Genomic DNA, 12,592 nt, shown 5'->3' on the forward strand with positions numbered 1-12,592 from the left:
GAGGCGCCGTCGATCCAACTCATCCCGTTCTGTGCCCCAGAGTTCTCCTCCCCAAACCGGCGAACCGGGGTGGGGTGCGGCCCAGCCGCCCCGTCGTCCTGAAGCGGCCTACGAGCAGACCGGCGCGATGGCCGCGCAGCCGTACGACGAACCACCTGCCGGACGCGGCGAGCCGCGTGCGGGGCATGCCGAGCAGCCGCGCGGGAGCCATCCCGAGCAGCCGCCGCAGCGTGGAGGCCATCCCCAGCAGCCGCGGCCGGGGGGTCATCCCCAGCAGCAGCCGCAGCCTGGGGGCCATCCGGAGCAGCCGCCGCCGCGCTCCCGCAGCCGCCAGGACACGCGCACGCTGGGTAACCAGGAGACGATCATCAGTGACGCGCCGCGCCGCTCGCGCCGGCGCGGTTCGGGCGAGCCGCCCGAGCCTCCGGGCCCGCCGACGAAGAAGGACGGCGGCGGCCGGGGCGGCTGGCGCAGGTTCGTGCCGAGCTGGAAGATCGTCGTGGCCGGCACCGTGGTGCTCGCGGCGGGCCTGTTCGGCATGATCATGGTCGCGTACGCCAACACCCCGGTCCCCACCTCCGCGCAGAGCGAGGCGACGGCCCAGCAGAGCACCATCTACTTCCGCGACGGCAAGAACGAGATCGCCAGGCTCGGCTTCAAGCGCGAGATCGTCCCGTTCGCCAAGATGGACGAGGACGTCAGGAACGCCGCCGTCGCCATCGAGAACAAGACGTTCTGGGAGGACTCCGGGATCTCCGTCTCCGGCATGGTCCGCTCGGTGTACAACACCGTCACGGGTCAGCAGCTCCAGGGCGCCTCGACGATCACCCAGCAGATGGCTCGCGGTTACTACGACGGCCTCAGCCAGGAGGTCTCGATCCAGCGTAAGGTCAAGGAGATCTTCGTCGCGGTCAAGCTCGACGAGACCATGTCGAAAGAAGACATCCTCGAGACCTACCTCAACACCATCAACTTCGGCCGCGCGTACGGCGTCGAGGCCGCCGCGAAGGCGTACTTCCCCGGCAAGAACATCACCGCCGCGAAGCTGACCCCCGAGCAGGGCGCCTACCTCGCCGCCCGCATCCAGCAGCCCAACTGGGACCACGACTCCTCGGCGCTGCAGTGGCGGTTCAAGGAAGTCATCAAGAACATGGCCGAGCTGTGGCCCGACAAGTACGGCAACCTCCCGCAGACCGCCAAGTTCCCCAAGACGCGTGCCTCCGCGGGCAACGACGACCTGGGCGGGCTCAACGGCTACATGGTCAAGCAGGTGCTGGCCGAGCTGGAGACCCGCGGCCTGACCGAGGAAGAGATCAAGAGCGGCGGTTACCACATCGTCTCGACCTTCGACAGAAGGCTCATGAAGGCCGCCCAGACGGCGGTGAAGAGCACGATGCAGGCGTACAACCTGGGCACGGAGTTCCACGGCGGCCTGGCCGCGGTGAACCCGAAGAACGGGCGCGTGCTGGCCTTCTACGGCGGCGACGACTATCTCACCGACCCGTGGAACGAGCCCTTCCAGTCCACCAAGCAGGCCGCGTCGGCGTTCAAGCCGTACGTGCTGGCGGCCTGGCTGCAGGCCGGCTACTCGCTCAAGAGCTACGTGCCGGGCAACCAGACGGTGCCGAAGGAGCTGCCGGGCCAGCAGGAAGGCGGCATCAAGAACAGCCACAACGTCGGCGTGTCCGTGGACGTGGTCAAGGCCACCGCGGCGTCGGTCAACACCGCGTACGTGTCCATGGCGTTCAAGCTGCCGGGCAAGCTCGATGACGTCAAGAACCTCGTCGAGGCGGCTGGTTTCGACCAGAAGCGCATGGAAGACGACGTGAACGAGCACCACTTCCAGTTCGCGATCGGCAGCGCGCTGGTGACGCCGGTCGAGCAGGCCGCGGGCTACTCGATCTTCGCCAACGGCGGCAAGTACACCAAGTACCACGTCGTCCAGGAGGTCAAGCAGAACGGCAAGGTCGCCTACCCGGAGCAGGCCGTCGCCAAGGAGGTCATCAACCCGGGTGTCGCCGCCGACGCCACGATCGCCATGCAGGCCGTCCTCCAGCCGGGCGGCACCGCGGCGGGCAAGGGCCTGGGCAACAGGCCGGCCGCCGGCAAGACCGGCACGAACAACGACGAGAAGGAAGCCTGGTTCGTCGGGTACACGCCGCAGATCTCGACCGCGGTCGGGTTCTACCGCGAGCAGTGCGTGACCAAGACGGGCAAGGTCGTCGCGCCGCAGCACTCCAACTGCCCGATCTTCCGCAAGGGCAGCAAGAAGTACAACAACGACAACCCCTACACCACGGTCAGGGAGGTCTCGCTCGGCTTCGAGGGTGCGGGCCCGCCCACCATCGCCTGGCAGAAGTTCATGCAGATGGCCCACGAGAACCTGCCGATCGAGCAGTTCCCGGACCGGGCTGAGGTGGGTGTCCCCGAGAACATCGTGCCGAGCCCGACGCCCACGCCGACGCCGACGCAGGAGGACGAGAACCCGTTCGGCTCGGACAACCCGTTCGACGACGGCGCGGACGACTGCCTCGTCGGCTGCGACAGCAACGACACCACCGTTCCCGACGATGACGTGAGCGTGGACGACGACGGCGCCGAGGACGAGTTCTCCGAGACCAACCCCGACGACGTGGGCCTGGCGGGCCAGGGATCCGCGCCGGAGCCCAGAACCGGCGGGACACAACCGAAGACCACCAGGCCAGAGGACCAGTGACGAGCACCGAGGCACGCGCCCCCTGGGTGGCGCGTGCCGTGCCGTACCTGCCCCTGGGGCTGATCGCGGCCCTGGGGGCGACCCTTGCGTACGTGGTGCGGCTCCCGTGCCGCACCGGCGGGTGGAACGACCAGGTCTCCACCTACACGAACTTCTGCTACACCGACATCTACCCCCTGTACTTCGACAGGGCGCTGGCCACCCAGGACCCCTACTTCGCCCAGGTGCCGTTCGACAAGCAGGTCGAGTACCCGGTGGTGCTGGGCGAGGTCATGCAGGTGATCAGCTGGATCGCCCGCGCGCTGGAGCCCGACCCCGTCGCGCAGGCGGTGCGCTTCTACGACCTGACGGTGATCCTGCTCGGCCTCTGCCTCGTGGCCGGCGTGCTGCTGATGGCCGCGGTGGCGGGCCCGACGCGGCGCTGGGACCCGCTCTGGTACGCCATCTCGCCGGCCGTGGTGCTGGCCGCCTACATCAACTGGGACCTGGTGGCCGGCGCGCTGTCCATGGGCATGCTGCTGGCCTGGAAGCGGCAGCGCCAGGTGGCGGCGGGGGTGCTGCTGGGGCTGGCGATCGCGACCAAGTTCTACCCGCTGATGTTCCTGGGCGCGCTGTTCCTGCTGACGTGGCGTACCGGGCGATGGCGGCCGTTCCTGGTCACGGCGGGCTCGGCGGCGGGCGCGTGGCTCGTGGTGAACGTGCCGTTCATGGTCTTCGCCTGGGAGGGGTGGCGCAGGTTCTACGTCTTCTCGCAGGAACGCGGGGTGGACTGGGGCTCGCCGTGGCTGTTCTTCCAGAACAAGGGCTGGCCGGTCCTGGGCGAGGCCGACGTGAGCACGCTGGGCATGGTGTCGCTGGCGATCATGTGCGTGGGCATCGCCGTGCTGGCGCTGGCCGCGCCGCGCCGGCCCCGGCTGGCGCAGATCTGCTTCCTGGCGCTGGCCGCGTTCATGATGACGAACAAGGTGTGGTCGCCGCAGTTCGTGTTGTGGCTGGTGCCGTTCGCGGTGCTGGCCAGGCCCAACTGGAAGCCGCTGGTGCTGTGGCAGCTCGCGGAGGTCTGGTACTTCGTCGCGATCTGGCTCTACCTGCTCGCCCAGCCGCCGCTCAGCCGGGGCGACCTGGGAATCGGTGACGACACGTACTTCACCGCCGTGTGGGGCCGGATCATCACGATCGGCATCATGATGGCGTTCGTCGTGCGTGACATCCTGCGCCCGGACAAGGACGTGGTCCGGCAGGCCGACATCGACGACCAGGCAGGCGGCGTGTTCGACGACGCGCCCGACCGGTTCACGCTGCAGTCCGCCTTCAGATGATCACTCGCTCGGCCGGTCGGGACGCGCTGCTGCTGTGGTTCGGCTCGCGGGCCGGGCTGCTCGTCGCGACGCTGCTCGGCGTGACGCTGGGCGAGTACCTCGACAGGTGGCGCAGGTGGGACGCCACGCTGTTCATCACGATCGCGCAGTACGGCTACGACGGCGAACCCGGCAGGCCGCCGGACGACGGGCTGCCCGCGTTCTTCCCCGGCCTGCCGGCGGTGCTGCGGCTGGTGCACCTCGTGGTGCCCGACTGGGCGGCGGCCGGGCTGCTGGTCTCGCTGGTCGCCGGGGCGGTCGCGATGCTGGCGCTGGCCCGGCTGGCCGAGGCCGAGGGCGCCTCCGGGTGGGTGGCGGTGCTGGCGCTGCTGCTCTTCCCGATGGCGGTGTTCCTGGCGGCGGGTTACAGCGAGTCGCTCTTCCTGGCCTTCGCGATCCCGGCGTGGCTGGCCGCCCGGCAGGGCAACTGGCCATCGGCGGCGCTGCTGGCGGCCGGTGCCTCGTGCGTGCGGATCACGGGGCTGTTCCTCGCGGTCGCGCTCGTGGTGGAGTTCGTGATGCGCAGGGAGTCGCCGCGGCGGGCCGGGTGGCTCGCCGTGCCGCTGGTGCCGCTGGTGGCGTACTCGTACTACCAGTACGGCAGGACCGGCGACTGGCTGGCCTGGAAGCACGCCCAGGAGGCCGGCTGGGGGCGCGACTTCGCCTGGCCGTGGCAGGCGTGGGCGACGACCTGGCGCTCGGCCATGGGCTCGGGCGACTTCGCGGTGGCCTTCCGGATGGAGATCGCCGGGGTGGTGGTGGCCGTCGCGGGGCTGGTGTGGCTGCTCGCGTTGCGCCGCTGGAGCGAGGCCGTCTACACGGGCACGCAGGCGGCGGCGCTGATGACCTCGGCGTACTACCTGTCGATCCCGCGCTCGTTGCTGCTGTGGTTCCCGCTGTGGGTGCTGGTCGCCAGGCTCGCGACCAGGCGGGCGTGGGTGATCGTGCTGTACGGGCTGATCTCGGGGCCGTTGATGCTGGTCAACGCCGGCCGGTTCCTGAGCGGCGCCTGGGCGGGCTGAGGCCGGCGCGCGCCCTTACCCACTTTCCTGTCTTGGTAATCCAGGGAAGTTATCCACAGGCTGTGTGTATTCGCTAGAGGTTCTTCCTCAGGAACGCGATGTCCTCCGCCTGGCCCTCGCCGGGCGTCTCCACCACGATCGGCGCGCCGGCCGCCCGGCAGACCGCCAGGATCAGCTCGGGGTCGATCTTCCCCCTGCCCAGGTTGGCGTGCCGGTCGGCGCCGGAGTCGAAGTCGTCGCGAGAGTCGTTGCAGTGGACCAGGTCGATGCGGCCGGTGATGGCCTTGACCCGGTCGACCAGGTCGATCAGCTCCTCGCCGCCGGCGTGGGCGTGGCAGGTGTCGAGGCAGAAACCCACGTCGAAGCCGTCGAGCGCATCCCACAGCCGGGCGATGCGCTCCAGCTTGCGCGCCATCGCGTTGCCGCCGCCCGCGGTGTTCTCGATCAGCACCGGGACGGGGCACTCCATGCGCTCGAACACCTTGCGCCAGTTGTCGAACCCGGTCTGCGGGTCGTCGCTCTTGTTGACGTGACCGCCGTGCACGATCAGGCCCTTGGCGCCGAGGCCCGCGGCCGCCTTCAGGTGCTGCTCCAGCAGCTTGCGGCTGGGGATCCTGATGCGGTTGTTGGTCGTCGCCACGTTGATCAGGTAGGGGGCGTGGATGTAGACGTCCACCCCCTCGACCGGCTTGGCCGGCAGCACGGGCTTGTCGTAGCCCTGCGGGTTGCCGAGGAAGAACTGCACCACCTCGGCCCCGACCTCCGCGGCGTGGGCGGCGGGGTCGTCCTGATCGACATGAGCTCCGATTAGCACCATGTCACCGAGGATATCCGTTTGGCATCAGCAGCTCAGGGCAGTCGCGGGGACACCCCCTACCCCCGAGGAGAACACATATGAGCCGCTGGCGCTTACGGGCGCTGATCGTTCTCGTTTACGTCATCATCGGCATCTACGTCGCCTGGGTGTACGACTACATCACGCCGGGGCTGCTGCGGGATCTCGCGGAGGCGTTGCTCGCGGTGTTCCTCTGGTTCCTGGTCCTGCTCGGCATAGACCTGCACATCGGGTGAGTCACATAAAGTGAACGGCCCCGGGCGACCGGGGCCGTTGGCTCATGTATGGGGGAGGAAACCGCCGTGGGCGATGCCCAGCGCGGCACCCACGAACGATCCCACGAGGCCGACGATGTTGAGCGAGCGCTGCGGCGTCGTGGCGGAGATGTACTGCGAATAGAGACCCATACCGAAGCCCAGCGTGCCGAACCAGGACGCGATCGCGTGCGCCGAGGTCCAGAACGTCGAGACGAAGGCGACCACACCACACACGAGCGTGGCGATGGCCAGGATGTTCTCGACCGGGTGCGGACGTCCATCCGGGTTGAGCGTGAGCCTGAACCGCTCCCTTTCGGAGGGCTGAAGCACATGTGGCACAGCCACCACCCCCTTGGTTTCCTACAGGCCTTCCCACCTACTCACGGCTGGTAACCTGGGGCACGCTGCGTTGTGATGGGTGACCCATCGCCCCGGGTGCCGAAATGGGGCCGCCCGGGCCAAGACGTCAGCGTCCTCCTGTCACGGCAGAGTGTCGTGACCGCAAGAGTCCAGAGGAGGTAGGAGTCCCGCATGCGTCGTTACGAAGTAATGGTCATTCTGGACCCTTCGCTCGATGAGCGCACCGTCGCGCCGTCCCTCGACCAGTTCCTCACCGTGGTCCGCAACGACGGCGGCACCGTGGAGAAGGTCGACGTCTGGGGCCGTCGCCGTCTCGCCTACGACATCGACAAGAAGTCCGAAGGCATCTACGCCGTCATCGACCTGTCCGCGGAGCCCGCGACGGTCAAGGAGCTCGACCGGCAGATGAACCTCAACGAGGGCATTCTGCGCACCAAGGTCCTGCGTCCCGACGTGCACTAACCTCCGGCTTTTGTCGGAGGAGCCCCGTACTCTGAGCCGTAACCCAAGCGAAGGCGTGCAGGAAGGCGAGCGCTAGCCATGGCAGCAGGCGACACCGTAATCACCATCGTCGGCAACCTCGTCGACGACCCGGAGCTGCGCTTCACCCCGACGGGGCAAGCGGTGGCTCGATTCCGCATCGCGTCCACTCCGCGGTTCATGGATCGACAGACCAACGAGTGGAAGGATGGCGAGAGCCTCTTCCTGACCTGCAACGTCTGGCGGCAGGCGGCGGAGAACGCCGCCGAGAGCCTCCAGCGCGGCATGCGGGTCATCGTGCAGGGGCGGCTCAAGCAGCGGTCTTACGAGACCAAGGAAGGCGAGAAGCGCACGGTCTACGAGGTCGAGGTCGACGAGGTCGGCCCGTCCCTGCGTAACGCCACCGCCAAGGTCAACCGCACCTCCCGTCAGGGTGGCGGCGGTGGCGGCTTCGGCGGCGGCCCGGCCGACGACCCGTGGGCCTCCGCCACGCCCGCCCCGCCCCAGGGCGGCGGCTTCCAGGGCGGTGGCGGCGGCTTCGGTGGCGGCGGCCAGCAGGGCGGCGGCGGCTTCGGCGGCGGCGGCAGCGACTTCAGCGACGAGCCGCCTTTCTAATCCCAGTCCACAAGCCCGAGTCCATTCCCGCCCTGAAGGCGGGGCTCTGAAAGGAGCACCACGATGGCAAAGCCGGCACTGCGCAAGCCCAAGAAGAAGGTTTGCCTGTTCTGCCACGACAAGATCTCCTACGTCGACTACAAGGACACGGCCCTGCTGCGGAAGTTCATCTCCGACCGCGGCAAGATCCGTGCGCGCCGGGTGACGGGCAACTGCACCCAGCACCAGCGTGACGTGGCGACCGCGATCAAGAACGCCCGTGAGGTGGCCCTGCTGCCTTACACGAGCACCGCGCGCTAAGGAGGCCTGTCGATATGAAGCTCATCCTCACCAACGAGGTCTCCGGCCTCGGCACCCCCGGCGACATCGTCGAGGTCAAGGACGGCTACGGCCGTAACTACCTCATCCCGCGCGGCTACGCCATGCGCTGGACGCGGGGCGCCGAGAAGCAGATCGAGACCATCCGCAAGGCTCGCGACGCCCGCGAGATCCGCGACCTCGGCACCGCCAAGGAGGTCGCCGGCCAGCTCGGCGCGCTGCGCGTCCGGCTGACCACCCGCGCGGGCGAGTCGGGCCGGCTGTTCGGCTCGATCACGACGGGCGACATCGCCGACGCCGTCAAGGCCGCCGGCGGGCCGGTGCTCGACCGCCGCCGCATCGAGATCGTCAACGCGATCAAGAGTGTCGGCTCCCACCGCGTCACCGTCAAGCTCCACCCGGAGGTGTCCGCGCCGATCGACGTTGAAGTCGTGGCGGGCTGATCTCCACTTGAAGGCCTCCGCCGCGTGCGGGGGCCTTCTTTTGTTTACGGCAAAGCCGTGGCTCACCACCCGCCGTACTCCGGCTGATGGCCCTCCAGGAAACGGCCGCTGAACCCGTCACCGGCTGATCGCCGTTACGCGAGCCCGAAGCAGGCCGATTGCCGTGGTGAGGGGCACCCTGGAACGGGATTCCCTATACGGGCGGCGTAGAATGCCGTTCGTTCTTTAGCGCGTTCCCCCTGGAGGCAAGGCCATGGCCGTTCGCCCGTTGATGTTGCTTGCCGTGGCCCTGGCCGTCGTCGGTTGTGCGCCTGTGGACGACACGGCCACTACGGCTGCTCCCACGACGTCCACCGCTTGTACCAAGGAGCAGCTGTCGCTGCTCACCCCGGGCAAGCTGACCATCGGGACCGACAAGCCCGCCTTCGAGCCGTGGTTCAAGGACGACGACCCGAGCAACGGGCAGGGCTTCGAGAGCGCGGTGGCGTTCGCCGTGGCGGGGGAGCTGGGCTTCGACCGCAGTGAGGTGCAGTGGAGCACCGTGAAGTTCGATGCCGCGTTCGCGCCGGGCGACAAGCAGTTCGACTTCGACATCAACCAGGTCTCGATCACGCCCCAGCGGGCGGAGGCGGTCGATTTCAGCAAGGGCTACTACACGGTCAAGCAGGCCGTGGTGGTGTCGGAGAAGGGCAAGTACGCCGGGGCCAAGAGCCTGGCGGAGCTCAAGGACGCCAAGATCGGCGTGCAGGTGGGCACGACCTCGTTCAACGCGGTCAGGGACGTCATCAAGCCGGCCGACGACCCCGACGTCTTCAACGACCAGATCGACGTCGTGACCGCGTTGAAGAACGACCAGGTGGACGCGGTGGTCGTGGACCTGCCGACGGCGTTCTACGTGACGGCCGCCCAGGTGGAGAACTCCAAGATCTTGGGCCAGTTCAGCTCGACGGGCGGCACGCCCGAGGAGTTCGGGCTGGTGATGGAGAAGGGCAGCGCGCTCAAGCCGTGCGTGGACAAGGCCGTGGACGCGCTGAAGTCGAAGGGTGAGCTGGCCAAGATCGAGCAGCAGTGGCTCGGCTCCGCGGCCGGTGCCCCCGAGCTGCGATGAGCGAATGGGTCAAGTCGGAGCGGCAGGTCGAGCGGGAGCGGGTGCGCAGGTCGCGCGCCCGCCGCTCGGCCTCGATCGCGACGGCCTCGACGATCGTCTTCATCGTGCTGGTGGTCTGGGGGATCACCAGCTCGCCGGGCTGGCCGCGGGTGCGGGAGACGTTCTTCGACGGTGAGCAGTTCGTCGCGGCGCTGCCGGACGTGCTGGAGGGGTTCCTGCTCAACATCAGGATCTTCCTGATCTCAGAGGTGCTCATCCTCGCCATCGGCCTGCTGGTCGCGCTGGCCAGGGGGATCAGGACGCCGGCGTTCTTCCCGATCAGGGCCCTGGCCACGCTCTACACCGATGTCTTCCGCGGTGTGCCGACGATCCTGGTGATCTACTTGATCGGGTTCGGGCTGCCGGCGCTGAAGTTGCAGGGCATCCCGTCCGACAAGGCGACGCTGGGCATCATCGCGCTGACGCTCTCGTACGGGGCGTACGTGGCCGAGGTGTTCCGCTCGGGCATCGAGTCGGTGCATCCCAGCCAGGTGGCGGCGGCCCGCTCGCTCGGCCTGAGCCACCTCAAGACCATGCGGTTCGTGGTGGTGCCGCAGGCCACGCGCAGGGTCGTGCCGCCGCTGCTCAACGACTTCGTCTCGTTGCAGAAGGACACCGCGCTGGTGGCGACGATCGGTCCGCTGGAGGCGCTCAGGCAGGCGCAGATGCACACCTTCAACACCTTCGACTACACCCCTTACCTGGCCGCCGCGCTGATCTTCATCCTGCTCACCATCCCCATGGCCAGGCTCACCGACCATCTGGCGGCCCGTACACGCAGGAGGCGCGGAGCATGAGCGTCCTGACCATCGAGGGGGTGTGGAAGAACTTCCACGGCCACAGCGTGCTGCGCGGCATCGACCTGGAGGTCGAGTCGCACGAGGTGGTGAGCCTGATCGGGGCCTCGGGCTCGGGCAAGTCCACGCTGCTGCGCTGCGTCAACCTGCTGGAGACGGTGGACGACGGCGCCATCCATCTCGACGGCGAGGAGATCACCGACCCGCGGGTGAACGTCGACCAGGTGCGCAAGCGGCTCGGCATCGTCTTCCAGTCGTTCAACCTGTTCCCGCACATGACGGTGCTGGACAACATCACGCTGGCGCCCAGGCAGGTGCACGGGGTGGCCAGGGCGCAGGCGGAGGAGCAGGCCCGCGAGCTGCTGGCCAGGTTCGGCCTGGCGGAGAAGGCGAAGGCCTACCCCGACCAGCTCTCCGGCGGGCAGCAGCAACGGGTGGCGATCATCCGGGCGCTGGCCACGCAGCCGAGGCTGATGCTGCTCGACGAGGTGACCTCGGCGCTCGACCCCGAGCTGGTGGTGGAGGTGCTGGGGATCATCAGGGAGCTCAAGGAGTCGGGCATGACGATGATCCTGACGACCCACGAGATGGGCTTCTGCCGCGACATCTCGGACGTGGTGTGCTTCCTCGACGGCGGGGTGCTCGTGGAGAAGGGGCCGCCTGAGCAGATCTTCACCTCGCCCGAGCACCCGCGCACCCAGGAGTTCCTGCGCAGCGTCCTGGAGTCGGGGCGGTTCTAGGCCCTAGCGGCGGTGACGGCCTTGGGGGTGCTTCGAGGGGGCCTCCGGGCGCGCCAGGAGGCTGTGGCGGCGGCCGTACACGAGGTAGACCAGCAGGCCGAAGGCCATCCACAGGGCGAACCAGGCCCAGGTCAGCACCCGCAGGTTCACCATCAGCCAGAGCGTGGCCACCAGCGACAGCGCGGGCAGCAGCGGCGACAGCGGCACCCGGAAGCCCCGCTCCAGGTGCGGCATGCGCCGCCGCATCACGATCACTCCGGCCGCCACGAACGCGAACGCGAACAGCGTCCCGATCACCACGAGCTGCTGCATCGTCAGCACCGGCACGAACTCGGCCAGCACGATCGCCACCAGCCCGATCACCAGCGTCACCCGCGTGGGCGTGTGGTAGCGGCGGCTCACCGTGGCCAGCCGGCGGGGGATGAGCCCGTCGCGGGCCATCGAGAACAGCACCCGCGTCTGTCCCACGATCAGCACGAGGATCACCGTGGTCAGCCCGAGCACCGCGCCCGCGTCGATGACGTGCACCATCCAGTCCACGCCGACCGCCCGGAACGCGCCGGCCAGCGGCATCTCCTCGGAGATCTCCGTGTACGGCGCCATGCCGATCATCACCAGCGCCACCGCGAGGTAGATGACGGTGGCGATCACCAGGCTGCGGATCATGCCCCTCGGCACGGCCCTGGGCGCGTTCGCCGTCTCCTCCGCCGAGGTGGCCACGATGTCGAACCCGATGTAGGCGAACGCGATCGCCGAGGCCGCCGCGAAGATGCCGAACCAGCCGAACGCCTGGCCCTCCCCGATGAAGATCTCCAGCACGGTCACCGGAGCCGTGTTCAGCGTCTGCGGCGGCACGTAGAAGTCGCCGAAGTTGGCCACGTCGATGTGCGCGACGCCCACCACGATGACCGCGCCGATGGCCAGCAGCTTGGCCGACACCATGATCCACAATGCCCGCAGCCCGACCCGCGCGCCCAGCGCCACGATGCCCGTGAGCAGCACCAGGATCACGAACACGAGGCCGTCCTGGACGAGGTCCGCGGCGGGCACGCGGACCCCGAAGTGCGAGATCGCCCCGACCGCGATCGCGGCCCACGCCCTGGCCACCACCGCGGCGGCGAACTGCAGCTCCAGGATCAGCGCCCAGCCGATGATCCACGCCCAGACCTCGCCGAAGATGACGTAGGTGAAGGTGTACGCGCTGCCGGAGGTCGGCATCGTGGACGACAGCTCGGCATAGCACAGGCAGGCCAGCAGGCACGCGATGCCCGCGATCATGAACGAGAGGATCACTCCGGGACCGGCCGTGGTGGCCGCCTGCTCCCCGGCGATGCTGAAGATGCCCGCGCCGATCATCACGCCGAGCCCGAGCACGACCAGATCGGCCGGGCGGTAGACCTCGGCCAGGCTGTGCCGGGCGCCGGTACGCAGGCCGGTCGCCTCGGAAGGCGGCAGTCGTCGCAGAATCGTGGACAAGGAACACCCCGCTCAGGGAACTCGCCCA

14 protein-coding genes are annotated in these 12,592 nt (G+C 68.6%); 11 read left to right on the plus strand and 3 right to left on the minus strand.

Translation table 11 applies throughout. The features are described from left to right. Nucleotides 1–127 precede the first annotated feature (127 nt). Genes AB0I79_RS31630 through AB0I79_RS31640 form a run of 3 tightly spaced genes read left to right on the plus strand, consistent with a single transcriptional unit; the run spans nucleotide 128 to nucleotide 5,096 of the window. The gene (locus tag AB0I79_RS31630) at nucleotides 128–2,716 is read left to right on the plus strand and encodes a transglycosylase domain-containing protein (protein ID WP_357880608.1); all 2,589 of its coding nucleotides are present in this window, start codon (nucleotides 128–130) and stop codon (nucleotides 2,714–2,716) included. Beyond that, entirely contained in the window at nucleotides 2,713–4,035 is a 1,323-nt protein-coding gene (locus AB0I79_RS31635; protein WP_357880611.1) for a glycosyltransferase 87 family protein, read from the plus strand. The genes AB0I79_RS31630 and AB0I79_RS31635 overlap by 4 nt, the downstream gene beginning before the upstream one ends. Continuing rightward, complete coding sequence (locus AB0I79_RS31640) at nucleotides 4,032–5,096, plus strand: mannosyltransferase family protein (RefSeq protein WP_357880614.1); 1,065 nt, start codon at nucleotides 4,032–4,034, stop codon at nucleotides 5,094–5,096. Before AB0I79_RS31635 ends, AB0I79_RS31640 begins: the two co-directional genes overlap by 4 nt. A 73-nt stretch (nucleotides 5,097–5,169) precedes the next feature. Here the strand turns inward: AB0I79_RS31640 and AB0I79_RS31645 are convergent, their stop codons facing one another. Continuing rightward, on the minus strand, nucleotides 5,170–5,913 hold the full coding sequence (locus tag AB0I79_RS31645; protein ID WP_357880617.1) for a deoxyribonuclease IV: 744 nt from the start codon (nucleotides 5,911–5,913) through the stop codon (nucleotides 5,170–5,172). Between the two features lie 77 nt (nucleotides 5,914–5,990). Here AB0I79_RS31645 and AB0I79_RS31650 point away from each other — a divergent pair, with 77 nt between their 5' ends. Beyond that, nucleotides 5,991–6,167 carry a hypothetical protein gene (locus AB0I79_RS31650; protein ID WP_020543052.1) on the plus strand — a complete coding sequence of 59 codons (177 nt, stop codon included), beginning with the start codon at nucleotides 5,991–5,993 and terminating at the stop codon, nucleotides 6,165–6,167. A gap of 42 nt (nucleotides 6,168–6,209) precedes the next feature. On the opposite strand, the gene AB0I79_RS31655 is transcribed toward AB0I79_RS31650, so the two are convergent. After that, complete coding sequence (locus tag AB0I79_RS31655; protein WP_357880620.1) at nucleotides 6,210–6,518, minus strand: hypothetical protein; 309 nt, start codon at nucleotides 6,516–6,518, stop codon at nucleotides 6,210–6,212. Between the two features lie 201 nt (nucleotides 6,519–6,719). Between AB0I79_RS31655 and rpsF the strand changes: the two genes are divergently transcribed. The 7 genes from rpsF to AB0I79_RS31690 all read left to right on the plus strand — a co-directional run bounded on the left by rpsF (nucleotide 6,720) and on the right by AB0I79_RS31690 (nucleotide 11,088). Continuing rightward, a complete protein-coding gene (rpsF, locus tag AB0I79_RS31660; RefSeq protein ID WP_026214314.1) occupies nucleotides 6,720–7,010 on the plus strand; it encodes a 30S ribosomal protein S6 in 291 nt (96 codons plus the stop codon). 78 nt (nucleotides 7,011–7,088) lie between these two features. Beyond that, nucleotides 7,089–7,643 carry a single-stranded DNA-binding protein gene (locus tag AB0I79_RS31665; RefSeq protein ID WP_357880623.1) on the plus strand — a complete coding sequence of 185 codons (555 nt, stop codon included), beginning with the start codon at nucleotides 7,089–7,091 and terminating at the stop codon, nucleotides 7,641–7,643. A 63-nt stretch (nucleotides 7,644–7,706) separates the two neighbouring features. Continuing rightward, entirely contained in the window at nucleotides 7,707–7,943 is a 237-nt protein-coding gene (gene rpsR, locus AB0I79_RS31670) for a 30S ribosomal protein S18 (protein ID WP_020543048.1), read from the plus strand. Nucleotides 7,944–7,957: 14 nt separating this feature from the next. After that, nucleotides 7,958–8,404 (plus strand): 50S ribosomal protein L9, encoded by a 447-nt coding sequence (gene rplI / locus AB0I79_RS31675; RefSeq protein WP_357880627.1) that lies wholly within the window; start codon nucleotides 7,958–7,960, stop codon nucleotides 8,402–8,404. A gap of 253 nt (nucleotides 8,405–8,657) precedes the next feature. After that, nucleotides 8,658–9,512, plus strand: coding sequence for an ABC transporter substrate-binding protein (locus tag AB0I79_RS31680; RefSeq protein ID WP_357880630.1), 855 nt, complete (start codon nucleotides 8,658–8,660; stop codon nucleotides 9,510–9,512). After that, nucleotides 9,509–10,348 carry an amino acid ABC transporter permease gene (locus AB0I79_RS31685; RefSeq protein ID WP_357880633.1) on the plus strand — a complete coding sequence of 280 codons (840 nt, stop codon included), beginning with the start codon at nucleotides 9,509–9,511 and terminating at the stop codon, nucleotides 10,346–10,348. Before AB0I79_RS31680 ends, AB0I79_RS31685 begins: the two co-directional genes overlap by 4 nt. Beyond that, nucleotides 10,345–11,088 (plus strand): amino acid ABC transporter ATP-binding protein, encoded by a 744-nt coding sequence (locus AB0I79_RS31690; protein WP_357880637.1) that lies wholly within the window; start codon nucleotides 10,345–10,347, stop codon nucleotides 11,086–11,088. Before AB0I79_RS31685 ends, AB0I79_RS31690 begins: the two co-directional genes overlap by 4 nt. A gap of 3 nt (nucleotides 11,089–11,091) precedes the next feature. Here AB0I79_RS31690 and AB0I79_RS31695 read toward each other — a convergent pair whose 3' ends face one another. Then, a complete protein-coding gene (locus AB0I79_RS31695; RefSeq protein ID WP_357880641.1) occupies nucleotides 11,092–12,564 on the minus strand; it encodes an amino acid permease in 1,473 nt (490 codons plus the stop codon). Between the last annotated feature and the right edge of the window lie 28 nt (nucleotides 12,565–12,592).

The organism is Nonomuraea sp. NPDC050202 (assembly GCF_040656115.1).
In the GTDB taxonomy this organism is placed as follows: domain Bacteria; phylum Actinomycetota; class Actinomycetes; order Streptosporangiales; family Streptosporangiaceae; genus Nonomuraea.

Coding starts and splice junctions, on each gene's coding strand:
- AB0I79_RS31650 (WP_020543052.1), top strand. CDS start 5,991: ATGAGCCGCTGGCGCTTACGGGCGCTGATCGTTCTCGTTTACGTCATC.
- AB0I79_RS31630 (WP_357880608.1), top strand. CDS start 128: ATGGCCGCGCAGCCGTACGACGAACCACCTGCCGGACGCGGCGAGCCG.
- rplI (WP_357880627.1), top strand. CDS start 7,958: ATGAAGCTCATCCTCACCAACGAGGTCTCCGGCCTCGGCACCCCCGGC.
- rpsR (WP_020543048.1), top strand. CDS start 7,707: ATGGCAAAGCCGGCACTGCGCAAGCCCAAGAAGAAGGTTTGCCTGTTC.
- AB0I79_RS31645 (WP_357880617.1), bottom strand. CDS start 5,913: ATGGTGCTAATCGGAGCTCATGTCGATCAGGACGACCCCGCCGCCCAC.
- rpsF (WP_026214314.1), top strand. CDS start 6,720: ATGCGTCGTTACGAAGTAATGGTCATTCTGGACCCTTCGCTCGATGAG.
- AB0I79_RS31690 (WP_357880637.1), top strand. CDS start 10,345: ATGAGCGTCCTGACCATCGAGGGGGTGTGGAAGAACTTCCACGGCCAC.
- AB0I79_RS31685 (WP_357880633.1), top strand. CDS start 9,509: ATGAGCGAATGGGTCAAGTCGGAGCGGCAGGTCGAGCGGGAGCGGGTG.
- AB0I79_RS31680 (WP_357880630.1), top strand. CDS start 8,658: ATGGCCGTTCGCCCGTTGATGTTGCTTGCCGTGGCCCTGGCCGTCGTC.
- AB0I79_RS31665 (WP_357880623.1), top strand. CDS start 7,089: ATGGCAGCAGGCGACACCGTAATCACCATCGTCGGCAACCTCGTCGAC.
- AB0I79_RS31640 (WP_357880614.1), top strand. CDS start 4,032: ATGATCACTCGCTCGGCCGGTCGGGACGCGCTGCTGCTGTGGTTCGGC.